We start from the raw sequence: 23,592 nt of genomic DNA on the forward strand, positions 1-23,592 counted from the left end.
CGGTCCCGGAGCGCGGAAAACCACTATTTTGACACTAAACCGCAGGCCGCCCGCGTTTTTGGGGCGGTGCGGTGTCGAAGCCGGGTCCGTTTACGGCCGTGGACGCCGGCTCGATGCGTGGCGCTAAACGTGGATGCCTTGCCTCGTATTCAAGGCCCCGTCGCGCTTCACGCAGATGCCGCTCAACCTGCCGACCGAGCGGCTCGCTCAGTGATTCAGCTTGCCGAGCAGCAGGTATTCCATCAAGGCCTTTTGCACATGCAGACGATTTTCCGCCTCGTCCCATACGACGCTTTGCGGGCCGTCGATCACTTCCGCGCTGACTTCCTCGCCGCGGTGGGCGGGCAGGCAGTGCATGAAGAGCGCGTCGGCGTTGGCGCGCGCCATCATGTCGGCGTCGACGCACCAGTCGGCGAAGGCTTTCTTGCGCGCTTCGTTTTCGGCTTCGAAGCCCATGCTGGTCCAGACGTCCGTAGTTACGAGGTCGGCGCCGGTGCAGGCCTCGTTCGGATCGTCGAACTCTTCGTAGAACGGTGCGCTTTCGGCAGCGACCATGGCGCGGTCCAGCTTGTAGCCCGGCGGCGTGGACAGGCGCAACTTGAAGCCGAGAATCTGTGCGGCTTCGATCCATGTGTACAGCATGTTGTTCGCGTCACCCACCCACGCGACCGTCTTGCCGCGAATCGGACCGCGATGCTCGAAGTACGTGAAGATGTCCGCCAGCACCTGGCACGGGTGATATTCGTTGGTGAGCCCGTTGATCACCGGCACGCGCGAATTCTCGGAAAAGCGCTGGAGAATGTCCTGGCCGAACGTGCGGATCATGATGATGTCGACCATGCGCGAGATCACTTGCGCGGCGTCTTCGATCGGTTCGCCACGGCCGAGCTGCGTGTCACGCGTGCTCATGAAAACGGCGTGGCCGCCCAACTGGAAGATGCCGGCTTCGAACGACAGGCGCGTGCGCGTCGAATTTTTTTCGAAGATCATCGCCAGCGTGCGATCGTGCAGCGGATGGTAAGTCTCGTAGTTCTTGAATTTGCGTTTCAGAATGCGCGCGCGTTCCAGCACGTACTCGTAGTCTTCCAGCGAGAAATCCTTGAACTGCAGGTAGTGGCGAATTTTCTTGGCGGTCATGAAACAAATACGGCGGTCTCACCCGGCAGGATTGCCGGACGGCGCCGCCGTCGTTTGTGGTAACTCAATGCAGCATAAAGGATTTCGCCCGATTTGACGAGTCGGCCAAAAGGCTGGGCAAGCTGTCTGAAAGCCTTGTGAAACCGTTAGACATGTCTTGTGTGCGCTGCGGAAAAGGGTCCTCTGCGTTATAATCCGCAGGTTATCCCAAAGCCCAGCAGGCCGGTATTTCGCTTGGCCGACCTCGGCTCGCGCGGTTCGGAATGACCTGCTCGCGGTGCGCCGTTACGATGAGCGCCAAGGCGGCTTAGCCGGCTCTTCGCGATTTCTGGCGGCGTAGTTCGCCATCGCGGCATGGTCAGCGAGTTCCAGGCAGGTCTCAGGCGGGTTTCAGCAATCAGCAGGCAATTCAGCGCCGTTCCGCCGTCCGTTTTGCCGTCATCCCGCTGGGCAGTTACACAGGTATTCCTACATGGCCGAAGCAGCTCCAACCGAATATTTCATTCAGGGCATCACGTCGAAGGGAAAAAAGTTTCGGCCGAGCGACTGGTCGGAGCGTCTCGCAGGCGTCATGGCCTGCTTCGGCCCCGGCGCAAGGAAAGGGCCGAACGCTTATATGCAGTACTCGCGGTATGTGCGGCCGACCATGATCGGCGACCTCAAGTGCGTGATTCTCGATTCCCGTTTGCGCGACATCGAACCCATGGCTTTCGACTTCGTCCTCAACTTCGCTAAAGACAACGACCTCGTCGTGACCGAGGCGTGCGAGTTGCAACTCGAGCACGCCACGCCGCAAGAGAAACGGCACGTGATCTAGCGCGAGCCTGCCGGCTCGGCAACAACAAAAGAAAAAACAAAAACCCGCCGGTAGCGGGTTTTTTTACGCTCAGTCCGTCAGTCACGAGCGCGACGGACTACGCGGTGCAGTGCGGATCTTTCGGTCCGAAGCAAAAAAGCCCGCCGAGGCGGGCCTTTCTGTGCAGCGGAAACAGGAGGTAGCCCACCGAAGCGGGCTGACCGGGATTACTGTGCTGCGGACGCTTGCAGACCCTTGATGGCTGCAGCGAGGCGGCTCTTATGGCGAGCTGCCTTGTTCTTGTGAACGATGTTCTTGTCGGCGATGATGTCGATGGTCTTCGACGATGCCTGGAAGATTTCAGCGGCCTTGGCCTTGTCGCCGGCGTCGATCGCCTTGCGGACAGCCTTGATAGCCGTGCGGAACTTCGAGCGCAGTGCCGAGTTATGCGAGTTTGCCTTGGCGGCCTGGCGGGCGCGCTTGCGTGCTTGTGCGGAGTTAGCCATGACGGTTCCTTATCCTGTTCCTGTTTCCAGTACCTGACCTTCAAGTGGTGAGGCGCTGCTTTTAGATCGAACTCTTGGAAGCGATTGCCCAAGAGCGCAAAAGTGTCGAAAAAAATCGATCGGACTACGCGAAGGCAAGCCTGTGTTTTCGGGCTAATCAAGGGTTGTTGGCAGATGGCGCGCGGTTAGCTGTGGCTAGCGTACGACCGATCTGAACCCCGTCCGAAAAGTTGAGCGAGCTTCGAAACCGGCGATTATAGCAACAAAATCAGGCACGTGGCAACGGGAAAGCGTCACGAAGCTCTGCCGCCCTATTGCGCAAAGTCCGGCGCCCGCTCGGCAGCCATATGGAGCAAGCGTGCCGCAGTCCGCGCGGAAAGTGGAGGCGGGGCGTGTCCGAGGGCCCAGAACGGCGCGGCCGCGCTCAAAAAGACGCCGCGATTCGCTTTTCCGATCGAACGTCTGCGCGGCAAATCGGTCCGAATCGCGTTCCGGCTCGTCGTCCGCACTCGCGGCACCCGTATAATAAGCGCCCCATGAATCTATTCCGAGCCCTGCTGACGGTCAGCGGCTTCACGCTGCTGTCTCGCGTGACCGGACTGGCCCGCGAAACGCTGATCGCACGCGCGTTCGGTGCCAGTCAATACACTGACGCGTTCTACGTCGCCTTCCGCATTCCGAACCTGCTGCGCCGTATCTCCGCCGAAGGCGCGTTCTCGCAGGCCTTCGTGCCGATCCTCGCCGAGTTCAAGAACCAGCAAGGTCACGACGCCACCAAAGCACTGGTCGACGCCACCTCGACGGTGCTCGCCTGGGCGCTGGCGGTCCTCTCGCTGATCGGCGTCGTAGGCGCGTCGGGCGTGGTGTTCATCGTCGCCTCGGGCCTCGCGCACGAGGGTCAGGCGTACGCCCTCGCGGTCACCATGACGCGCATCATGTTCCCGTACATCATTTTCATTTCGCTGACGTCGCTGGCGTCGGGCGTGCTGAATACGTACAAGAACTTTTCACTGCCCGCGTTCGCGCCGGTTCTGCTGAACGTCGCGTTCATTGTCGCCGCCGTGTTCGTCGCGCCCCGTCTGCAAACGCCGGTCTATGCGCTCGCGTGGGCGGTGATCGCCGGCGGCGTGTTGCAATTCCTCGTGCAGCTGCCGGGTCTGAAGAAGATCGACATGATTCCGCGCATCGGATTGAATCCGCTGAAGGCGCTCGCGCATCGCGGCGTCAAGCGCGTGCTGTCGAAGATGGTGCCCGCGATGTTCGCCGTCTCGGTCGCGCAGATCAGCCTGATCATCAACACGAATATCGCCTCGCGCATCGGGCCGGGCGCCGTGTCGTGGATCAACTACGCCGACCGGCTGATGGAGTTTCCGACCGCGCTGCTGGGCGTTGCGCTCGGCACGATCCTGCTGCCGAGCCTGTCAAAAGCGCACGTCGACGCCGACCCGCACGAGTATTCGTCGCTGCTCGACTGGGGCTTGCGCGTCACCTTCCTGCTGGCCGCGCCGAGCGCCGTCGCGCTGTTTTTCTTCGCGCAGCCGCTGACCGCCACGCTGTTTCACTACGGCAAGTTCGACGGCAACTCAGTGGTGATGGTCGCCCGCGCGTTGTCGGCGTATGGCGTCGGCCTGATCGGCCTGATTCTCATCAAGATCCTCGCGCCGGGTTTCTACGCGAAGCAGGACATCAAAACGCCGGTGAAGATCGGCGTCGGCGTGCTGATTCTCACGCAGTTAAGCAACTATCTGTTCGTGCCGATCTTCGCGCATGCGGGGCTCACGCTGAGCGTCGGGCTCGGCGCTTGCGGTAATGCGTTGCTGCTGTTTCTCGGGCTGCGCAAGCGCGGCATCTATACGCCGTCGAGCGGCTGGCTCAAATTTTTCGTGCAGTTGTTCGGCGCCTGTCTGGTGCTGGCCGGCACGATGCATTGGCTGGCCATCAGCTTCGACTGGATCGGCATGCACAGTCGCCCGGTCGACCGCATGGTGCTGCTCGCAGCGTGCCTCGTGCTGTTCGCCGCGCTATATTTCGGTATGCTTTGGCTGATGGGCTTCAAGTACGCGTATTTCAAAAGGCGAGTGAAGTGATCACGATGACGCGAGTTCTCGACTATTTCAGCACGCTCGTCGCCGAAGACGATAGTCTTCCGCTGACCGAGGCGGCGCTCTCGCTCGCGCAGGACGCCTATCCCGATCTCGATCTGCAAGGCACGCTCGCCGAGATCGACGAACTCGTGGTGCGCTTGCAGCGACGCATGCCGGACGACGCAAACATCAAGCAGAAGGTCGGCATTCTGAACCGGTTCTTCTTTCGCGAACTGGGTTTCGCCAGCAATCTGAACGACTATTACGACCCCGACAACAGCCATCTGAACGCGGTGCTCAAACGTCGCCGCGGTATTCCGATTTCGCTGGCGGTGCTGTATCTGGAAATGGCGGAACAGATCGGCGTGCCGGTGCGCGGCGTGTCGTTTCCCGGCCACTTCCTGTTGCGCGTAACCACGCCCGATGGCGACGTGATGCTCGATCCGACCAGCGGCCACTCGCTGTCCGAGTCGGAAATGGTGGAAATGCTGGAGCCGTATGTGGCCTCGGCGGGCGAATCGGTGAGCAGGGCGCTGCGCATGCTGCTCCAACCGGCCACGCGTCGCGAGATCATTGCGCGTATGCTGCGCAATCTGAAGTCCACATATTTTCAGACGGAACGCTGGCAGCGTCTGCTGGCGGTGCAGCAGCGTCTCGTGATCCTGCTGCCGGAAAGTATCGAGGAAGTGCGTGATCGCGGCTTCGCTTATGCGCGGCTCGATTATCTGCGCCCCGCGGTCGAAGACCTCGAGCGCTATCTCGGCGACCGGCCGGATGCCGAGGACGCAACCATGGTGGAATCGCAATTGCACGAACTGCGTCAGCGTGCTCAGCACGACGACGGCGAGTAAAAAGCGCGCCTGGGCAACGGGCATCGCTACCACCGCTCAAAACAAAACGCCTGCACAGGATCATTCATGTGCAGGCGTTTTTCTTTAGCGCGGCTTGCTTTGTGAAACCGCGCGCTGCATGTCAGCTTACTTCGGCTGCATCCGGATCGCGCCGTCCAGTCGAATCACTTCGCCGTTGAGCATCGGATTGTCGAAGATCTGCTTGGCCAGCATCGCGTACTCGGCCGGCTTGCCGAGGCGCGGCGGGAACGGCACCATCGCGCCGAGCGCGTCCTGCACTTCCTGCGGCATGCCGAGCAGCATGGGCGTTTCGAAAATGCCCGGTGCGATCGTCATCACGCGGATCGCGTTGCGCGACAGGTCGCGTGCGATAGGCAGCGTCATGCCGGCCACGCCGGCCTTGGATGCCGCATAAGCCGCCTGGCCGATCTGGCCGTCAAACGCGGCGACCGACGCCGTGTTGATGATCACGCCGCGCTCGCCATTCGCGTTCGGCTCGTTCTTCGACATGGCCGCGGCGGCGAGCCGGACCATGTTGAAGGTGCCGATCAGATTGATCGAGATGGTGCGCGCGAACGCGTCGAGCGGATGGGGACCGTCCTTGCCGACTGTTTTGACGGCCGGCGCGACGCCTGCGCAATTAACGAGGCCGCGCAACGTACCGAGCCTGGTGGCGGCTTCGACGGCCTGGGTGGCGTCGTCTTCGCGGCTCACGTCGCATTTGACGAACACACCGCCGAGTTCCTTGGCGAGCGCCTCGCCCGCATCCACATTCAGGTCGGCGAGCACCACCTTGCCGCCGTTTTCGACGAACAGGCGCGCCGTGGCTGCGCCCAGTCCCGATGCACCGCCGGTGATCAGGAAAACGTTGTCGCGAATCTCCATGTCTTCTCCTTTGCTACGGTTCAGTAATGTCGAGATCGAATATCTTTTCGATAAACGATTGTAACGGCTATGCTGCAATGCGGAAAGCGAAGCGGGCAGGCGGCTGATTCAAGTGCCGTCGGCGGCATGCGGGCTAAGCGAAACGATACGGATGGCTAATTAATATCAGGCTTGGGCGCGGAGAAATCGTTCGCTGCACCCGAACCATCCGTTGCATAAAAAAACCCGCCGGCAAGGGCGGGTCTTTCCTGAAGCGAACACAAACGGAAACGAGCTTACTTCAACGCCTCGAACGCGCGGTCACGAATTTCGTCGACGCTGCCGAGGCCGGAAATGCGCCGATACTGCGGCGCGGCCAACGGAGTCGACGAATCGCCGTTCTTCGCCCAGTTGTTGTAGTACTCGATCAGTGGCTTGGTTTGCGCCTCGTACACTTCCAGACGCTTCTTGACGGTTTCTTCCTTGTCGTCGTCGCGCTGGATCAGGGGTTCGCCGGTCACGTCGTCCACGCCTTCCACCTTTGGCGGATTGAACTTGACGTGATACGTACGGCCGGACGCCGCGTGCGAGCGGCGGCCGCTCATGCGCACGATGATCTCGTCGAACGGCACGTCGATCTCCAGCACGTAGTCGATCGGAACGCCGGCCTGCTTCATGGCTTCAGCTTGCGGAATGGTGCGCGGAAAACCGTCGAACAGATAGCCGTTCGCACAGTCCGGCTGCTGCAAACGCTCTTTCACCAGATTGATGATGAGTTCGTCCGTGACCAGTTCGCCGGCATCCATGAAGCGCTTCGCTTCGAGGCCGAGCGGCGTGCCGGCCTTGACGGCCGCGCGCAGCATGTCGCCGGTGGAAATCTGCGGAATGCCGAATTTTTCCTTGATGAAGTTTGCCTGAGTGCCCTTACCCGCGCCGGGTGCACCCAAAAGGATCAAACGCATGTGATATCTCCAGATCTATGTGAATTCTTGGGTGGCGCTGCGGACATCCCACGAAAAGTCGAAGGACCCGCATCGGCTGCCGTTTGGTCTCGCGCTGCACGTCGACGACGGCGCTGCAAGACGGTAACGGCGCGACCGGGCAAACCCTGACTCTCGCTTGTAGCGGGAGGCGCGCACAACCGTCCGATTATGCCATGGGTTTTTACGCTCAAGACCCGAATAAGGCCTGCACGCGCGCGAGATCAGCGGGTGTGTCGACACCAGGCAGCGGCACGTCGTGCGTAACGAGCACCGCGATCCGTTCGCCATGCCACATCGCGCGCAGTTGTTCGAGCGCTTCGACCTGTTCGATCGGCGAAATCGCGAGGCTGGGGTACGTGCGCAGGAATTGCGCGCGATAGGCGTACAGCCCGATATGCCGATGAACCACCGCGGGCGCGGGCGGCGCAGGCATCGACGCGACATTCGGCCAGTGCGGCTGGTAGGCGTCGCGTGCCCAGGGAATCGGCGCGCGTGAGAAATACAGCGCGACGCCGCGCGCGTCGAGTACAACCTTGACGACGTTCGGGTTGAAAATTTCCGCGGGCTCGGTGATCGGGTGCGCGGCGGTGGCGATCGCGCAGTCGTGGTTCGCTGCAAGGTGCGACGCAACGCCGCACACGAGCGCCGGATCGATCAGCGGTTCGTCGCCCTGCACGTTGACCACGATCGTGTCGTCGTTCCAGCCGAATTGCGCCGCGACTTCCGCGAGACGGTCCGTGCCGGACGGATGGTCCGCGCGTGTGAGTACCGCTTCGAAGCCGTGCTCGCGGGCGGCGTCGAGCACCGCTTGCGCGTCCGAGGCGATCAGCACCTGCTGCGCGCCCGATTCGCGCGCGCGTTCGGCGACCCGCACCACCATCGGCTTGCCGCCGATGTCCGCGAGCGGCTTGTTGGGCAGACGCGTCGAGGCAAGTCGCGCCGGCACGACGGCGATGAACGGGGGAGTGGCGGTGTTGGCGTGGGTCATCGGCAGGGCGGGCACAAAGACGGGCGGTGATGAAGCCGGAAGAAAGCGGCCGCGCATGCAGCGCGGCTGTGGACAGGCAAAACGACGAAAGTAGATCGCGGCACGGGGCACGCCTTAACACTGCCGCCGCGTGCGAGGGCGGCGAGGCTCAGGCCACGGAGCCCGGATTCAGATCCACCGGTGTGCCTTCCACCGTCTGCCGCGCTTCGTCGACCAGCATGACGGGAATGCCGTCGCGAATCGGATAGGCCAGCTTGTCCGCGTTGCAGATCAGCTCCTGCGCGGCGCGATCGTAGCTGAGCGGGCCCTTACAGATCGGGCAAACGAGAATTTCAAGCAGGCGAGCGTCCACGAACTTTCTCCACAACTAGTGCAATGAGGCGATGATCGAGCGCGGCTTCGACCGGGACAACCCAGATGCGCGCGTCGTGCCAGGACCCCAATTTTACCGCATCCTTTTCCGTTATCAGGATGGCGTCGGCGTCCACGTCGGTAAAAGGATTGCGCTCGAACGCGTAGTGATCCGGCAAGGCGCGCGTGGCGGGCGTGAGGCCGGCGGCGCGCAACGTCGCGAAAAAACGCTCCGGCGCGCCGATGCCGGCCGCGGCCAGCACGCGATCGCCGCTGAATTGCGCGAGCGGACGGCGCAACGCGGGATTGTCCAGATGCCACGCGTCGGCGGGTGCGAGTTGCAGCGCGAAGGTATTCGGCCAGGCCGGCAGCGTGCGTGCGTACGGATCGTTGATGAGCGTGGCGTCGCGGCGTCGCGACAGCGGCTCGCGCAGCGGTCCGGCCGGCAGCAGGAAACCGTTGCCGCCGAGCCGGTGATCGAACACGACCAGTTCGGCGTCGCGTTCGAGCCGGTAGTGCTGCAAGCCGTCGTCGCTCACGATCACGTCGACTTCGCGGTGCGCGGCGCACAGCGCCTGCGCAGCCGCCACGCGATCCGGACAGACCCACACCGGCGCGCCGGTGCGGCGCGCAATCAGAAGCGGTTCGTCGCCGCCGACGCTTGCGGCCGAGGTCGGCGTGACCCGCGTCGGCGATTTCACGCGCGCACCGTAGCCGCGCGACACCACGCCGGGTTTGAAGCCCGCGGCGCGTAACGCTTCGACCAGCGCGATCACGGTCGGCGTCTTCCCTGTCCCGCCGACGGTCACATTACCGACCACCACCACGGGCACCCCGATGCGCACCGATTTCAACCAGCCGAACGAAAAGGCGGCGCGGCGCGCGGCGGCAATTGCGCCGAACACGCAGGCGAGCGGCGACAGCGCCCAGGCAAGCGGCCCACGCTGCTGCCATTCGCGCGCAAGGCGTGCCTCGAGACGGTCGCTGACGCCGCTCACGGGCACGTCGCGCAAACAACCGGCGCGCCGTTCGGACAAAGGCAGCCGGACGGCGGCGTGAAGGAGCTAGGCGCAATACGCGGGGCAAGCATCAACGCGGTTCTCCGGACTATGAAAGTGAGGTGAAAAATGAATCTGCTTGGCATGGCGGCCGACTTACGCAGTGTGCCGCAATGCTGGGCGCCGCGGCGCGTTCGGCATGCCGTCGAGCCCGCCACTCTAGCGCGCCGGCGTCCCGCCCGGCAAGTCGCGCACCGCGCGCCGCGCGACGAAGTAGCGCTTCCAGCGCGGCTCCCAGCCTGTGGATAACTTTGTGGAGAACCTGCCGTCCCACGGGCGCAAAGGGCCGTTCCATGCGCCCGGTATCGGCAATCATTCTCTTTAATGAGATGCAAAGGCCATATAAATCAACGACATGCCTACAATTCATGCGGCCGGGCGGGCGATCTGGCGGGATCTGTCTGGCCGGTCCCGCCATGTGGACACTTTTAACAATTCGAGCGCCGCGCTGGACTCGGATGGCCGGTCGGTCTATCGTCTGTCCGGCCAGCCACACTTATTCCTCGCATGAATCCCGAAAGCCCTTTTTCCTCGTCGGCGACGCCCGGCGGTGAAGTCGTCGTTCCCGTTTCTGCACTCAATCGCGCGATCGGCACGATGCTGGAACGTTCGTTTCCCCTCGTCTGGGTTGCCGGCGAAGTGTCGAACTTTACGCGCGCCGCGAGCGGCCATTGGTATTTCTCGATCAAGGACGCGCAGGCGCAGATGCGCTGCGTGATGTTTCGAGGGCGGGCGCAATACGCCGAATTCACGCCGCGCGAGGGCGACCGCATCGAAGTGCGCGCGCTGGTGACGATGTACGAGCCGCGCGGCGAACTGCAGTTGAACGTGGAAGCGGTGCGGCGCACCGGCCAGGGGCGTCTCTACGAAGCGTTCCTCCGGCTGAAAGCGCAACTCGAAGCTGAAGGTCTTTTTGCCGCTGAACGCAAACGCGCGCTGCCGTCGCATCCGCGTTCGATTGGGATCGTCACGTCGTTGCAGGCCGCGGCGTTGCGCGACGTCCTGACCACGCTGTCGCGGCGCGCGCCGCACATTCCGGTGATCGTCTATCCGGCACCGGTGCAGGGCGTCGGCGTGAGTAGCAAGCTGGCGGCAATGGTCGACGCCGCCAACGCACGGCGCGAGGTCGACGTGCTGATCGTGTGCCGCGGCGGCGGCTCGATCGAAGACTTGTGGGCGTTCAACGAGGAAGTGCTGGCGCGCGCGATCGCGGAAAGCGCGATTCCCGTGGTGAGCGGCGTGGGCCACGAAACCGATTTCACCATCGCCGACTTCGCCGCGGACGTACGCGCACCGACGCCGACCGGCGCCGCCGAACTCGTCAGTCCGCAGCGCGTGCTGCTCTTGCGCGAACTCGACCATCGTCACGCGACGCTCGCGCGCGGTTTCGGCCGCATGATGGAGCGGCGTGCCCAGCAACTCGACTGGCTCGCGCGCCGGCTGGTGTCGCCCGCCGAGCGGCTCGCGCGGCAACGCACGCATGTGCAGCAATTGAGCGTGCGGCTCGCGTCGGCGGGCGCGCGTCCGGTGCGCGATGCACGAGCGCGGTTTTCGCTGCTGCAGATGCGCTGGCAGCGTTGGCGTCCCGATCTCGCCGGGCATCAGGCAAAACTCGGCAATCTTTCGCAACGTCTGAACGCGGCTTTGTTGCGCCAGCATGAACGTCAAACAGCACGCATCGACACGCTCGCCGCGCGTCTCGAAGTGCTGAGTCCGCAGCGTACGCTCGAGCGTGGATACGCTGCCGTGCTCGATGCGCAGAGCGGGCGAGCAGTGCGCGCGCCGTCGTCGCTGAAGCCGGGACGGCGTCTCACGGTGCATCTCGCGGAAGGCGCCGCGGACATCGCGCTGGCCGATGTGCAACCACGCCTGACCGACGGTTTCTGACACTTCGCCGACGGCATCCGCAACCGTACTTTTGACCGTCGCGAGTGTCGGGCACACGGTGTGCGCCAGCACTAATTGCGCTGTGAATGCGGCATGTTCGCCGATGCCGGGCATAAAGTCCGTTGGTTTGCGGGGTTATTCCAACTCGCCTACAATCGAGTGCTCAAAAGCGTTATCCGCAGACTCCCCCACAACAGATACAGACAGAAGGAAAGATCATGGAACATACGCTCCCGCCGCTGCCGTTCGCGAAAAACGCACTCGTTCCGCACATGTCGGAAGAGACGCTCGAATATCACTACGGCAAGCATCACCAGACCTATGTCACCAACCTGAACAATCTGATCAAGGGCACGGAGTTCGAGAACCTGTCGCTTGAAGAAATCGTCAAGAAGGCGTCGGGCGGCGTGTTCAACAACGCAGCTCAAGTGTGGAATCACACGTTCTTCTGGAACAGCCTGTCGCCGCAAGGTGGCGGTGCGCCGACCGGCGCGCTCGCTGACGCGATCAACGCCAAGTGGGGTTCGTTCGACAAGTTCAAGGAAGAGTTCGCCAAGACCGCAGTCGGCACGTTCGGCTCGGGCTGGGCATGGCTCGTGAAGAAGGCCGACGGCTCGCTCGACCTGGTCTCGACGAGCAACGCCGCAACGCCGCTGACCACGGACGCGAAGGCACTGCTGACGATCGACGTGTGGGAACACGCCTACTACATCGACTATCGCAATGCGCGTCCGAAGTTCGTCGAAGCGTATTGGAACATCGTCAACTGGGCATTCGCGTCGAAGAACTTCGCGTGAGTTTGCCGGTGAGTTTGAAGGCAGCGCTGCTGGCGGGATGATCCGGTCACGGCGTTGAGCGTCAGGCTCCCAGGAAGTTGCAGGAAGAAAGCCCTCGCATGCGAGGGCTTTCTTTTTTCTGGCTTGGCTTGCTGGCGCGCACAGATGCGTCGAAGCGCCCTGTCTCGGCCCGCGCCAGAGATGCATAGGATTGCTTTTCACACGACACGCCGCCTGAATCTTGTCACAGTTCGTAACGGCGCCAGACCTTCCAATTGGCATTCAGCCTGCCGACGCCGCGTCCGGATGGCGGCGGAAAAAATACGGTAACTATCTCGTAAACAAAGCACGCGTAAATTGGCCTAACGTATGGTTTCCCTATGAAGAAACGTGCGCCACCATGATCTCAAGTCCTAAATCGATACGCGTCGCACTGCCTGTGGCAGCGGTCGCGCTCGCGCTCCTTGGCGGTTGCGCGGTGGCGCCGCCGAGTGGTCCTTCCATCGTCGCGCTGCCGCGCAGCGGCGAGCCGCTCGATCAGTTCCAGCAGGACGACTACACCTGTCGCGACTACGCGTATCGCTCGACCAACGCGACCGGCGCCTCGCAGGCCGCGACCACGAACAGCGTCAACAGCGCGGCTATTGGCACGCTCGGCGGTGCCGCTGTCGGTGCGCTCATCGGCGCGGCGGCGGGCAATGCCGGCGCGGGTGCGGCGATTGGCGCGGGCAGCGGCTTGCTGGTCGGCGGCGCTGCCGGCGCGAACGGCGCGCAGTATGCCGGCGGCGGCCTTCAGGCGCAGTACGACGCGGCATACGCGCAGTGCATGACGTCCAAGGGCAATACGATTTCGCAACCGCAAGTGCCGGTCTACGTGCCGCAGCCTGTGTACGCGCCGCAACCGGTATATGTTGCGCCGCCGCCGCGTTACTACGGGCCGCCGCCGGTAATGTATTCCCCCTATCCGTACTACTGATCGAATTCCGCCGGGCACACTCATCCGCTGAATCGCGTCGCCGTTATCTATTGCCTCGGATGGCGGAGAGAGGCGACACGATGGCGATAAACGCCTTTGCAAACGGCGTACGGTTAATCAGCCGTAAGTGCGATGGATGTATTCAGCGAGCGGGAGCCGCGCGTGGCGGACTCTTCTCTTGCGGCTCGCGACTGAGTCACGGCGCGCACCCGTCGTTGTGCGCAGCCGACCGTCGCGCCGTTCAGGAGACGAGGCGATCATGCGAATCTCGCAAGCTGGCGTTGAGACCTCCGGGCTGGGCGCGTGGACCCGTCGGGGCACGATAGTGGCGCTGATCGCCGTCGCCTCCTGTTTCGCGTCGTGTGGGGGCGGTGGTTCTGGCGGGACATCCGGTGTGGGCTCCGGGTCGGCGAGCGGAAGCGGAAGTGGCACATCGGGCGGCTCGGATTCAGGTTCGGGTAGCACAGGGAGCAGCGGTACAGGTTCGGGCACCGGCTCGACCAATGGCGCCGGCACTGGAACAACCGGCACCGGCAGCACGCCGGCAGCGGTGACGGCCTACGCCACCGACGTCCTCATGCATCACAACGATATCGGGCGCACTGGTCAGATGCTCGCCGAGACCACGCTCACGCCGGCGAACGTCAATTCGGCGAGCTTCGGCAAAGTTGCGTTTCTTGCCGCGGACGGCAAGGTCGACGGGCAGCCGCTCTTCGTCACCAGTCTGTCGATCGGCGGCACGGCGCACGACGTGGTGTACGTGGTCACCGAACACGATAGCGTCTACGCGTACGACGCTGCCTCTTTCGCGCAACTGTGGAAGGTCTCGTTGATCGGCAGCGGTGAAACGCCCAGCGACGACCACGGATGCCCGGACATCACCCCCGAGATCGGCATTACATCGACGCCGGTCATCGACCGCAGTCGCGGCACGAATGGCGTACTGTACGCCGTGGCCATGACGAAGGACAGCGGCGGCGGCTACCATCACAGGCTGCACGCGCTCGATCTGGCCACCGGCGCCGAAGTGCTCGGCGGCCCGACGGAAATCGCAGCGACTTATCCGGGCAACGGCGCGGGCAGCGTGAACGGCGTGATTACCTTCAACCCGTCGCTGCATACGGAGCGCGCGGCACTCACGCTGGTCGGCGGCAACATCTACATGGGGTGGACCGCGCACTGCATGGGGGGTTCGTACACCGGCTGGATGATGGCGTATAGCGCCGGCACGCTGAAACAGACCAGCGTGCTCAACATTACGCCGAACGGCAGTCAGGGCTCGATCTGGATGGCCGGCTCGGGCATGGCGTCGGACGGCACGTCGCTCTACGTCGTAGACGGCAACGGCACATTCGGCACCACGCTGAACGCGGCGGGTTTTCCGGTCGACGGCGACTTCGGCGACTCGATGATGAAGCTCTCGTTGGGCAATCTGCAGGTCACCGACTATTTCGCGATGTCAGATGTCGTCACGCAAGCGGCCACCGACAACGATTTCGGCTCGGGTGGCGCGATGGTCCTGCCGGATCAGACCACGGCAAGTGGCGTCGTCAAGCATCTGGCGGTGGCGGCCGGCAAGGACAACCACATCTACGTCGTCGATCGCGATTCAATGGGCAAATTCAACCCGACGTCGAACAATATCTGGCAGGAGTTGATCGGTACGCTGGCCGGTGGCATCTGGGGATCGCCCGCTTACTACAATGGCGTGGTCTATTACGGCGGCCTGAACGACAACCTGAAAGCATTGCCGGTCTCGGGCGCGTTTCTCGCGACGACAGCTGCATCAAGGAGCCCGACGACGTTCCCGTATCCGGGGGCGACGCCAGCCGTATCGGCGAACGGCGCGAGCAATGGCATAGTCTGGGCGGCGGAAAACGGCACGACCGGCGCTTTGCATGCCTATAACGCGGGCAATCTTGCTGTCGAGTTGTACAACAGCAACCAGGCCGGCACGCGTGATCAATGGGGCGCGGGCAACAAATTCATCACGCCGATGATCGCGCGCGGCAAGGTATATGTCGGCGCGACTAACGGCGTGGCAGTGTTCGGATTGTTGTGAGCGGAAAGGAGCGCGAAGGCTTGCTGTCTCTGCCGCTGAGCCTGCGTAGCGGCACCCGCCTCGGCACCGCTACATGTCACGCCGAATGAATCACCCTCACTCCGCGTCGCTCGTCGCGGCCGTCTTACGCGGACGACGACTGCGCGCCGCGGTTTTGCGCGCGGCCTTTTTTGCCGGCGCGGGCGTTTCTTCCGCTGTGGCTGTGGCAGTCGCTGCCGGCGCTTCAGCAGGCGCGGCGATTTCCGGAATGTCGTCGATGCTTCGCGGCGCGGTCTTCTTCGCTTTCTTCGCAGCGGTCTTGCGTGGCGCGCGTTCATTGCGACGCTTGGGCTGCTTGGCGCTTGTATCACGCTCGTCCGCCGGGCTCCCGGAGCCGTCCAGTTCTTCGGCCGTCACGGTTTCCCGCGCCGCCCATGGCGCTTCCGGCTCTGCCCAAGGCGTTTCCGGCGGCTCAAAAATGAACTCGGCATTTTCCGGCGTTTGCGCGAGCACATCGTCCGGTCGGGGCCGACTGCTGCCGCCGTGTTCGACGGTCGTGCGCTCGTCTTGAACAGCCTCCTGTTGGCCGCGTCCTGCTTTGCGATTGCCTCGCCCGCGACGGCGGGACTCGTGCTTACCGCCGGACTCGGCGATTACCGTTTCGGCGACCTGCGCCTCATACAACTGTTCCGCCGACTCCACGATTTCAGCAGTTTCGCCCGTGTTGTCGCCGGCCACATTCGCAGCCGTGCTCCGATACACATAGGCACCCGACTTCTCGTCACGGCCGAACTCGAGCAGCCCGCGCGCATGCGCTTCTTCGAGCAGATTGCCGAAAGCGCGGAAGCCGTAGTACGTCTCGTTGAAATCCGGCTTGCGGCGCTTGATCGCGTTCTTTAGCACCGACGCCCAGATCTTGCCGCTGTCGCCGCGTTCGGAGGCGAGTGCGTCGAACGTTTGCACCGCGATCTCGACCGCCTTGGTGCGGCGTTTTTCGAGGTCTTCCTTGTTGCGGGTCTTCTCCTCGTCGGGCGCGCGTTTGGTCGCCGGCTGGGCGGACTGTTGCGGGCGCGACGACTCGCGCTTGGCGACCGTACGCTGACTCTCGCGCACCAGGTCGTCGTAGAAGAAGAACTCGTCGCAGTTCGCGACCAGCAGATCGGAGGTGGATTGCTGCACGCCGACGCCGATCACCTGCTTCGCGTTTTCACGCAGCTTTGACACCAGCGGCGAAAAATCCGAGTCGCCGCTGATGATCACGAACGTGTTGACGTGCGATTTCGTGTAGCAGAGGTCGAGCGCGTCGACCACGAGCCGGATGTCGGCGGAATTCTTGCCCGATTGGCGCACGTGGGGAATCTCGATCAATTCGAAATTGGCCTCGTGCATCGCACCTTTGAAACTCTTGTAGCGATCCCAGTCGCAATACGCTTTCTTCACGACAATGCTGCCCTTGAGCAGCAGACGTTCGAGCACCAGCTTGATATCGAACTTGTCGTACTTCGCGTCGCGCACGCCGAGCGCGACGTTTTCGAAGTCGCAGAATAGCGCCATGCTGACGGTTTCGTTGGATGACGCCATGGTTTTCTCCCTTGAAACGATCGTCGAATTCGACGAATCGCGACCATGATAGCGATTCCAGCGGAGGTGATCAGCTTTTGTGTTGCGCGCGCACCGACGCGCACGGCATGAACTCGCGACGACGCGCGCTTCTTGTGACGTTCTCCAAGGTTTTTGCAGGCCAGTCGACGTTGTGTCTGAATAGTTTCAGGATCGCGGCCCTACGGCGTTGGTTAGCAATGCATTCACCACGCAGGCCACCGCGCTACCTATCCATGTGATACGACGCGACGTTCAGCGCAGCGCGTGTTTCCAGCACCTCGTCGACGAGACCATATGTCTTCGCGGACTGTGCTGACATGAAGTTGTCGCGGTCGGTGTCGCGGGCGATTTCCTCGATGCTGCGCCCGGTGCGCTCCGCCATCATGGCATTCAGGCGCTCGCGCAAATAGAGCACTTCCTTCGCCTGAATTTCGACGTCCGCCGCCGTGCCCTGGCTGCCGCCCGACGGCTGGTGAATCATGATGCGCGCGTTGGGCAGCGCATACCGCTTGCCGCGTTGGCCGGCGGTCAGCAGAAAGGTGCCCATGCTGGCGGCGAAGCCGGTGCACAAGGTCGATACCTCCGGTTTGATGAACTGCATGGTGTCGTAGATCGCGAGGCCGTCGTACACCGAACCGCCCGGCGAATTGATGTAAAAAGAAATATCCTTGTCAGGGTTCTCGGACTCCAGAAACAGCAGCTGCGCCACGATCAGACTGGCCGATTGCTCGTTCACGGGCCCGACCAGAAACACGATGCGTTCACGCAGCAAGCGCGAATAGATGTCGTAGGCGCGCTCGCCGCGGCCGGACTGCTCGATCACCGTGGGCACGAGGCCGAGGCCGGTAATGGTTGGGTAGCTGGAATGCATATTGACCTCGTGTATGCGGCGTGGGTGACCGCGGGGTGTGGGGAGCGCATGGCTTCATGGCACGAAGCCTCCAGGCTGTGCCTCCGCCGATCCGGAACCTGCGCATTCTTTGCGTGGGTTGTTGTCCGTATGACGATGCGACGCAGCGCGACGTGACAGAAATATTTTTTCGCGAGGCTGTCACATCGTTGGATGGCCAGACGTCAAGACAAAATGAGGCAGGATGTCGGCGCGCGCCCGGTTCACTTCGCAGGCAGGGCGCCGCGCTTTTCACGACGCACGATCTGGAGGTCTGCATATGACGGAACAAGGAATCGACAAGGCATCCAGTTTCGAGGCCGCGCGCGCTCGCCTGCTTGCGCTGGCGTACCGCATGCTCGGCAGCCGCGCCGAAGCGGAAGACGTGGTGCAAGATGTGGCGTTGAAATGGCACCTCGCGGAAACGCAGGAGGTGCAAGTACCCGCCGCCTGGCTCACCACAATCACCACGCGTGTGGCGATCGACAGGCTGCGGCGCGTGCAGCGCGAACGCGCGTCCCAAGCCGACGGCTGGTTGCCGGAGTTGTGGCTCGACGAGGTGGCGCCGTCGGCGGAAGAACTGGCCTTGCGCGCGGCAGAGATGTCCTATGGCGTGATGTTGCTGCTCGAGCGCCTGAAGCCCGACGAACGGGCCGCGTTCGTGCTGCACGAAGCCTTTGATTGTGACTACGCGGAAATCGCCGCGATACTCGAACGAACGCCGGCGACGTGCCGCCAGATCGTCCATCGCGCCAAGGCGCGCGTGCAGCGCGCGGGCGCGCCGATCGAGCCGCCGGATCCCGCAGCGCACGCGCGGATCGTGGAGCGCTTGCGCACGGCGCTGGAGGCACAGGATCGACTCGGTCTATTGCAGCTCTTCAGTGACGCGCCGGAAGTGGTCAGCGACGCGCCGGTGTGCGCAGCGGTGAGCACGTGCGAACCGGCGGTGGCAGGGTGGATGGACACGGTCACGTCGCTCGTGGAGCAAGCGAGCAACGCGGAGACAGTGTCGGTGGCGGGCACATTGTGTATTGCGCTGCTCTTCGAGGGCGACGTCGTCGGGGTGCTCGACGTGTCCGCGAACAGCCTGGGAGATGGCTCAACGAAGATCGTCTCCATGCGCGTGGTGACGAGCGCGGCGCGTCTGCAGGCCACCAACAGCCTGCTGGGCCGCGCGGCGGTCAGGCAACTGCTTGCGCGGATCCAGCAGCGCGCTATGAGCTCAGTTGCGGTGGGCCGCGACTTCCCAGTTGATGTCCACGCATAGCACCTGTGTGCCCGTCGGTGTGTGCGCGGCGATCGAGGCGGTCACGCACAGATGCGCTTCGTTAATGGACAGATAAGGCGGCGTGAGATGCACCTGGCCGGGCGTACGCATCGCCTGGATAAAGTATGGCCGGCGTTCCCAACTAGCGCCTTCCGAATGCAGCAGCGGGCGGAAACGCTTGGCGCGTTGCGAGGCGCGCCCCGGCGGGAGTACGTTGTCGCCGATCTGCCGGCCCGACCCGTCGAGCACGAAGCAACGTGCCGTCTCGCCGAGCATTAGAAGCGGCGCGGTGGCTTGTGCTACCGACTCGCCGGCCACCAGTTGCGCGGCCGCCGTTTCGAGCGCCGTGACATACGGTGCGAGCCGTGCCGATTGTGCGTGTTCACGCGCGGTGACCCGCGCGCGCAGCGCCGCGGAAAGCGAGTCCATCAAGCCGGCCGCCGCTTGCGGCTTGACCGGCTCGACGCTCGGGCCCGCGAAGAACGCGCCTTGCACGAAGTCCACGTTGCATTCCAGGGCGATCAGCGCATCGCGTTCGGTGCTCAGGCCGCCCATCAGCACCAGTTGGCCGGATTCGTGCAGCAGCGAGACGAGGCCCGGCAGCACGCGTTCAATGTGCGAATGTTCGCTGGCTTGCGCGAGAATGCAGCGGTCGAGCGTGACGATATCCGGCCGCAGATTCCACACGCGGTCAATGTTCGAATGTTTCGCGCCGAAGCCGTCGAGCGCGATCAGGAAGCCGGATTTGCGCAGCGCATCGACGATCTCGGCAAAGCGTGTCGTTTCACCGCCTGCCTGTTCGGACACTTCGAGCACCACACGCTGCGGCGGCAGGCCGAGCGCCTTGAGGCCCGCGAGCAGCGCGTCGCCGTAACTGGTGTCCATCAGCGCTGCAGGGTGCAGGCTCAGGAAGAGCCATTCGTCGTGACTGTCGAACGCGTTGAAGTTGCCCAGGTGCAGCGACTCGGCGAGCCGCCCGAGTTCGAGCAGATCGCCGCGTCGCGCGGCTTGCGTGAAAACCTCGTGGGACGGCACTTGCAGCGCGTGTTCGTCGTGGGCGCGCAGCGAAGCGTGATAGCCGATCGCGCGCCGGTGCGACACGGAGAAGACCGGCTGGAACACGCTGAACACGGTGTAGCCGCCGTACAGAACGGTGCGCCGGGAGCCTTCGTCGCCGGCCATTGGGCGGGGAGGCTGGAAGCCGGGAGGATCGAGGTCGATCATGCTCATCATGTCAGTCGTGTGGAGGTGGCTGCGCGCCTGCATGCTCGGCACTGGTTCGCACGCGCAAAATGTGAGTTTACAGGATACGCGAGCAAGAACTATGCGCGTGCAGAAACACAGCACGCATGGCCGATGGTCACACACAGATAAGACGATTGTGCGCCAGTACGGGCGTGAAGACGACGGTCCGCACTTTGCTGGTGCGGCCCGCGCCCTGTTGCGGGTCGGCTGCGGCCCCGGCGGCCAGCCGGCCGCGCATCAGGTTCGTTCGGACGGATCGGTCTTCTTCGCGGGCGTGCGGATGTCCGGCGACAGTTGCGCGAAGATCCACGACGAGCCTGCCGTGATGATCCCGACACACAGGAACGTCGCGTGAAACGCGGGCAGCGAGTTGGCGGCCGTCACGCGCGGCAGCAGGCCGGTGAAGGTGGCGAGCAGGGCGCCGGCCACGGTCACGCCGAGACTCATCGACAGCATCTGGACCAGCGAAAACAGGCTGTTGCCGCTGCTCGCGCCACCGGTGCCCAGGTCCTTGAGCGTCAGCGTGTTCATCGCGGTGAACTGGATCGAGTTGACGCCGCCAAAGAACGCCAGTTGCGCGAGGCGCAGCCACAGCGGCTGGTTCGCGGTGGTGAGCGCGAAGCTTGCCATGGTCAGGCCGACCAGCACCGTGTTGACGATCAGTACGCGCCGATAGCTGTGCTTGATGATCAGGCTCGTCACGAGGCGTTTGGACGCCATGCCCGCCGCTGCTACCGGCAGCATCAGCATGCCAGCTTCGAAGGCGCTATAGCCGAGACTCACCTGCAATAGCAGAGGAATCAGATAGGGCATCGCGCCGCTGCCGATCCGCGCGAACAGATTGCCGAGCAGGCCGACGCTGAAGGTATGGATCTTGAAGAGGTCGAGCGAGAAAATCGGCGCGGGCTCGCGCACGGCATGCAAGCCGTAGGCGACAAAGCAGGCGAGGCTCAGGATCAGCAGCACCAGCACCGTGGCGTGCTGAATGCCGAACTCGGTACGGCCGTCGAGCGCGAACGAGATCGCCACCATGCCGACGACCAGCAGCAGATAGCCTTTCATATCGAACTTGCCGACGTGTTCGTTGCGGCTATCCGGCATGAAGATGAACGTGGCAATGCAACCGACGATCCCGACCGGCACGTTGATCAGAAAGATCCAGTGCCATGAGGCGATCTTCACGAGCCAGCCGCCGAGCGTGGGGCCGATCAGCGGCCCGATGAGCCCCGGAATCGCCACGAACGAGAGCGCCGGCAAATAGCGCTCGGCCGGGAAGGTGCGCAGCACGGCGAGCCGTCCGACCGGCAGCAGCATTGCTCCGCCCACGCCCTGCATGATGCGGAAGGCCACCAGTTGATTGAGCGTGCGCGCGTTCGCGCACAGCAACGAGGCGATCGCGAACACGAGGATCGCGCTGAAGAAGACGCGGCGCGTGCCGAGCTTGTCGGCGAGCCAGCCGGACACCGGGATCATGACGGCCATCGTCAGCGAATAGGCGATCACTACTGATTGCATGCGCAACGGCAACTCGCCGAGGCTCGTCGCCATCGCGGGGAGCGCGGTGTTGACGATGGTCGAGTCGAGCGTCTGCATGAAGAAGCCGGTGGCGACGACCCACAGCATCACGGTGAGCGAGCGGGGCGAAGGTGTACTGGACGTACTGGATGCGGCGGCGGGCGGAGTCGGCGTGAACATGGAGGGCGGCTGGGCGCGCAGGGACGCTGGGACTCGCTATTCTAGGGAAAAGCGCGTGCCGGCGCTCATTCAGCGCTCAGTCCGACGCCGGCAACGCCGCCGCCGCGCGAAAGAATGCCTGCGCACGCGGATCGTTACCGAATGCGATGTGAATCCTGGTCCACGGACTCATTTCCATATTCGGCCGGAAGTGATTGCCCGGCACGACGGTCACCCCGAGCGGCACGCCGCATTCCACCAGCCGTTCCGCATTGCTGACATGCGGCACGCGAGCCCACACGAATTTCCCGCCCGCGGGCTTGTCGAAAATTTCCCAGCCCGCGTCTTCGAGCGTCTGAATGGTCGAGCCGAGCGCGTCGCGCATACGCCGGCGCAGGCGCTCCAGATACTTGCGATACGCGCCGCGCTCCAGCATCGCCACGGCGACCGCTTCGGCAAAACGCGAGCCGCCGATGCTCGTCAGCATCTTGATGTCGACCAGATCCTTGATGATCGCGTGGCTCGCGACCACACAGCCAATCCGCAGCGACGACGACAGCGTCTTCGACAGTCCGCCCACATAGATCACGTGTTCGAGCTGGTCGAGCGTGGCGAGCCGATCGGTGAGGTCGGTCTGAAAATCGGCGTAGATGTCGTCTTCGATGATCGAGAAGCCGTGCTCGCGCGCCAGCTGCAGCAGCCGGAAGGCCACCGGCGGCGCCACGTTGGTGCCCGTCGGATTGTGGAACACGGTGTTGACGAACAGCAGCTTGGGCCGATGCGACTTCAACTGCTCCTGCATCACGTCCAGATCGGGACCGTTGCGTGTGCGCGGAATGCCGACCAGTTTGACGCCATGCAGCTTCAGCAGACCGTGCAGGTTGTAGTAACCGGGGTCTTCGACAAAGATCGTGTCGCCGGCCTTCAGCATGTAGCGCATCAGCAGATCGAGCGCCTGGCTTGCGCCGTTGGTGATGAGAATCTGCGACGTGTCAGCCTGAATCCCCAACTGGCCGATGCGGCTTTGCAGATGCTCGCGCAACGTCAGGTTGCCGAGCGGGGTGGCGTAATCGACCATGCTCGCGAGATCGGTCCGCGAGACGTGGCGGATTGCCTGCGCGATGCTGTCCGCGTCGCGCCACGCTTCAGGGACAAAGCCGCTGCCGAGCTTGAGCGTTTCGCCCGGATGGTTGAACTGCTGCAAAAGATGGTCCGACTCGTCCTCGGCGCGGCGGGGATCCGAGGAGCCCTGACACTGCGTGCTCGCCGGCTGGCGATCGGCGACATAGAAACCGGAGCCGTGGCGCGAGTCGACATAGCCGAGCGACACCAGCCGGTCATAAGCCTCGATCACCGGAAAGCGGCTCACGCCGTAGTCGGCGGAAAACTGGCGAATCGACGGCAGCTTCGAGCCGGGGTGGGCGATGCGCGAGCGGATCCACGCCGTGACGCCGGTGACGATCTGTTCGGTCAGCGGTACGCCATTGTCCCGATCGAGTTGGATTTCAAGCTTCATGAGGATCTTCCTTCGCCGAACCGCCGACTGATACGGCTGAGCTCTGCGCCACCAAACCGGCTGCGCGCGCCAACTGTCCGGTTTTTCAACTGAACAGTTCC

The 23,592-nt window shown here is 63.4% G+C and carries 20 protein-coding genes; 8 read left to right on the top strand and 12 right to left on the bottom strand.

What is annotated here, in order from left to right:
• Positions 1-207: 207 nt before the first annotated feature.
• A complete protein-coding gene (gene argF, locus B0G82_RS09775; protein WP_106286296.1) occupies positions 208-1,137 on the bottom strand; it encodes an ornithine carbamoyltransferase in 930 nt (309 codons plus the stop codon).
• Positions 1,138-1,609: 472 nt separating this feature from the next.
• Between argF and B0G82_RS09780 the strand changes: the two genes are divergently transcribed.
• Positions 1,610-1,954: a DUF3579 domain-containing protein gene (locus B0G82_RS09780; protein WP_106286295.1), complete on the top strand. Its 345-nt coding sequence runs from the start codon at positions 1,610-1,612 to the stop codon at positions 1,952-1,954.
• Positions 1,955-2,160: 206 nt separating this feature from the next.
• On the opposite strand, the gene rpsT is transcribed toward B0G82_RS09780, so the two are convergent.
• On the bottom strand, positions 2,161-2,439 hold the full coding sequence (gene rpsT / locus B0G82_RS09785; protein ID WP_012434165.1) for a 30S ribosomal protein S20: 279 nt from the start codon (positions 2,437-2,439) through the stop codon (positions 2,161-2,163).
• Between the two features lie 536 nt (positions 2,440-2,975).
• Here rpsT and murJ point away from each other — a divergent pair.
• Both murJ and B0G82_RS09795 read left to right on the top strand, forming a co-directional pair.
• A complete protein-coding gene (gene murJ / locus B0G82_RS09790) occupies positions 2,976-4,526 on the top strand; it encodes a murein biosynthesis integral membrane protein MurJ (RefSeq protein WP_116118171.1) in 1,551 nt (516 codons plus the stop codon).
• 5 nt (positions 4,527-4,531) lie between these two features.
• Complete coding sequence (locus tag B0G82_RS09795) at positions 4,532-5,374, top strand: SirB1 family protein (RefSeq protein WP_106286321.1); 843 nt, start codon at positions 4,532-4,534, stop codon at positions 5,372-5,374.
• Between the two features lie 126 nt (positions 5,375-5,500).
• Here B0G82_RS09795 and B0G82_RS09800 read toward each other — a convergent pair whose 3' ends face one another.
• From B0G82_RS09800 to lpxK, 5 genes are all read right to left on the bottom strand, one after another.
• Entirely contained in the window at positions 5,501-6,259 is a 759-nt protein-coding gene (locus B0G82_RS09800; RefSeq protein WP_116118170.1) for a 3-hydroxyacyl-CoA dehydrogenase, read from the bottom strand.
• Between the two features lie 275 nt (positions 6,260-6,534).
• On the bottom strand, positions 6,535-7,200 hold the full coding sequence (adk, locus tag B0G82_RS09805) for an adenylate kinase (RefSeq protein ID WP_116118169.1): 666 nt from the start codon (positions 7,198-7,200) through the stop codon (positions 6,535-6,537).
• A gap of 208 nt (positions 7,201-7,408) precedes the next feature.
• Complete coding sequence (gene kdsB, locus B0G82_RS09810; protein ID WP_121308645.1) at positions 7,409-8,209, bottom strand: 3-deoxy-manno-octulosonate cytidylyltransferase; 801 nt, start codon at positions 8,207-8,209, stop codon at positions 7,409-7,411.
• 148 nt (positions 8,210-8,357) lie between these two features.
• Entirely contained in the window at positions 8,358-8,561 is a 204-nt protein-coding gene (locus B0G82_RS09815) for a Trm112 family protein (protein WP_007180583.1), read from the bottom strand.
• Positions 8,542-9,558, bottom strand: a complete 1,017-nt coding sequence (gene lpxK / locus B0G82_RS09820) for a tetraacyldisaccharide 4'-kinase (protein WP_106283448.1) — start codon at positions 9,556-9,558, stop codon at positions 8,542-8,544. The genes B0G82_RS09815 and lpxK overlap by 20 nt, the downstream gene beginning before the upstream one ends.
• A gap of 567 nt (positions 9,559-10,125) precedes the next feature.
• Here lpxK and xseA point away from each other — a divergent pair.
• The 4 genes from xseA (at position 10,126) to B0G82_RS09840 (ending at position 15,319) form a co-directional block, all read left to right on the top strand.
• Positions 10,126-11,505: an exodeoxyribonuclease VII large subunit gene (gene xseA / locus B0G82_RS09825; RefSeq protein WP_121307262.1), complete on the top strand. Its 1,380-nt coding sequence runs from the start codon at positions 10,126-10,128 to the stop codon at positions 11,503-11,505.
• A 218-nt stretch (positions 11,506-11,723) separates the two neighbouring features.
• Positions 11,724-12,302, top strand: a complete 579-nt coding sequence (gene sodB / locus B0G82_RS09830; RefSeq protein ID WP_106283446.1) for a superoxide dismutase [Fe] — start codon at positions 11,724-11,726, stop codon at positions 12,300-12,302.
• A gap of 379 nt (positions 12,303-12,681) precedes the next feature.
• Entirely contained in the window at positions 12,682-13,257 is a 576-nt protein-coding gene (locus B0G82_RS09835; RefSeq protein WP_121307263.1) for a YMGG-like glycine zipper-containing protein, read from the top strand.
• Between the two features lie 259 nt (positions 13,258-13,516).
• A complete protein-coding gene (locus B0G82_RS09840) occupies positions 13,517-15,319 on the top strand; it encodes a pyrrolo-quinoline quinone (RefSeq protein WP_116139360.1) in 1,803 nt (600 codons plus the stop codon).
• A 96-nt stretch (positions 15,320-15,415) separates the two neighbouring features.
• On the opposite strand, the gene B0G82_RS09845 is transcribed toward B0G82_RS09840, so the two are convergent.
• The gene (locus B0G82_RS09845) at positions 15,416-16,879 is read right to left on the bottom strand and encodes an NYN domain-containing protein (RefSeq protein ID WP_116139362.1); all 1,464 of its coding nucleotides are present in this window, start codon (positions 16,877-16,879) and stop codon (positions 15,416-15,418) included.
• A 244-nt stretch (positions 16,880-17,123) separates the two neighbouring features.
• Complete coding sequence (gene clpP / locus B0G82_RS09850) at positions 17,124-17,771, bottom strand: ATP-dependent Clp endopeptidase proteolytic subunit ClpP (protein WP_116139364.1); 648 nt, start codon at positions 17,769-17,771, stop codon at positions 17,124-17,126.
• A gap of 298 nt (positions 17,772-18,069) precedes the next feature.
• On the opposite strand from clpP, the gene B0G82_RS09855 reads away from it, so the two are divergent.
• The gene (locus B0G82_RS09855) at positions 18,070-19,056 is read left to right on the top strand and encodes a sigma-70 family RNA polymerase sigma factor (RefSeq protein ID WP_116139366.1); all 987 of its coding nucleotides are present in this window, start codon (positions 18,070-18,072) and stop codon (positions 19,054-19,056) included.
• Here the strand turns inward: B0G82_RS09855 and B0G82_RS09860 are convergent.
• From B0G82_RS09860 to B0G82_RS09870, 3 genes are all read right to left on the bottom strand, one after another.
• A complete protein-coding gene (locus B0G82_RS09860; RefSeq protein ID WP_116119633.1) occupies positions 19,012-20,286 on the bottom strand; it encodes an EAL domain-containing protein in 1,275 nt (424 codons plus the stop codon). The two genes, B0G82_RS09855 and B0G82_RS09860, sit on opposite strands and share 45 nt — an antisense overlap.
• A 252-nt stretch (positions 20,287-20,538) precedes the next feature.
• The gene (mdtD, locus tag B0G82_RS09865) at positions 20,539-21,996 is read right to left on the bottom strand and encodes a multidrug transporter subunit MdtD (protein WP_121307264.1); all 1,458 of its coding nucleotides are present in this window, start codon (positions 21,994-21,996) and stop codon (positions 20,539-20,541) included.
• Positions 21,997-22,072: 76 nt separating this feature from the next.
• On the bottom strand, positions 22,073-23,491 hold the full coding sequence (locus B0G82_RS09870; protein ID WP_121307265.1) for a PLP-dependent aminotransferase family protein: 1,419 nt from the start codon (positions 23,489-23,491) through the stop codon (positions 22,073-22,075).
• Positions 23,492-23,592: the final 101 nt, after the last annotated feature.

The sequence above is a fragment of the Paraburkholderia sp. BL17N1 genome (genome assembly GCF_003634175.1).
Lineage (GTDB): Bacteria > Pseudomonadota > Gammaproteobacteria > Burkholderiales > Burkholderiaceae > Paraburkholderia.

Excerpts from the sequence above, each read along its gene's own strand:
- clpP (WP_116139364.1), bottom strand. The coding sequence starts at position 17,771 with ATGCATTCCAGCTACCCAACCATTACCGGCCTCGGCCTCGTGCCCACG.
- adk (WP_116118169.1), bottom strand. The coding sequence starts at position 7,200 with ATGCGTTTGATCCTTTTGGGTGCACCCGGCGCGGGTAAGGGCACTCAG.
- B0G82_RS09870 (WP_121307265.1), bottom strand. The coding sequence starts at position 23,491 with ATGAAGCTTGAAATCCAACTCGATCGGGACAATGGCGTACCGCTGACC.
- B0G82_RS09835 (WP_121307263.1), top strand. The coding sequence starts at position 12,682 with ATGATCTCAAGTCCTAAATCGATACGCGTCGCACTGCCTGTGGCAGCG.
- B0G82_RS09855 (WP_116139366.1), top strand. The coding sequence starts at position 18,070 with ATGACGGAACAAGGAATCGACAAGGCATCCAGTTTCGAGGCCGCGCGC.
- B0G82_RS09780 (WP_106286295.1), top strand. The coding sequence starts at position 1,610 with ATGGCCGAAGCAGCTCCAACCGAATATTTCATTCAGGGCATCACGTCG.
- mdtD (WP_121307264.1), bottom strand. The coding sequence starts at position 21,996 with ATGTTCACGCCGACTCCGCCCGCCGCCGCATCCAGTACGTCCAGTACA.
- B0G82_RS09860 (WP_116119633.1), bottom strand. The coding sequence starts at position 20,286 with ATGAGCATGATCGACCTCGATCCTCCCGGCTTCCAGCCTCCCCGCCCA.
- xseA (WP_121307262.1), top strand. The coding sequence starts at position 10,126 with ATGAATCCCGAAAGCCCTTTTTCCTCGTCGGCGACGCCCGGCGGTGAA.
- rpsT (WP_012434165.1), bottom strand. The coding sequence starts at position 2,439 with ATGGCTAACTCCGCACAAGCACGCAAGCGCGCCCGCCAGGCCGCCAAG.
- B0G82_RS09845 (WP_116139362.1), bottom strand. The coding sequence starts at position 16,879 with ATGGCGTCATCCAACGAAACCGTCAGCATGGCGCTATTCTGCGACTTC.
- sodB (WP_106283446.1), top strand. The coding sequence starts at position 11,724 with ATGGAACATACGCTCCCGCCGCTGCCGTTCGCGAAAAACGCACTCGTT.
- B0G82_RS09795 (WP_106286321.1), top strand. The coding sequence starts at position 4,532 with ATGACGCGAGTTCTCGACTATTTCAGCACGCTCGTCGCCGAAGACGAT.
- B0G82_RS09800 (WP_116118170.1), bottom strand. The coding sequence starts at position 6,259 with ATGGAGATTCGCGACAACGTTTTCCTGATCACCGGCGGTGCATCGGGA.
- kdsB (WP_121308645.1), bottom strand. The coding sequence starts at position 8,209 with ATGACCCACGCCAACACCGCCACTCCCCCGTTCATCGCCGTCGTGCCG.
- murJ (WP_116118171.1), top strand. The coding sequence starts at position 2,976 with ATGAATCTATTCCGAGCCCTGCTGACGGTCAGCGGCTTCACGCTGCTG.
- argF (WP_106286296.1), bottom strand. The coding sequence starts at position 1,137 with ATGACCGCCAAGAAAATTCGCCACTACCTGCAGTTCAAGGATTTCTCG.
- B0G82_RS09840 (WP_116139360.1), top strand. The coding sequence starts at position 13,517 with ATGCGAATCTCGCAAGCTGGCGTTGAGACCTCCGGGCTGGGCGCGTGG.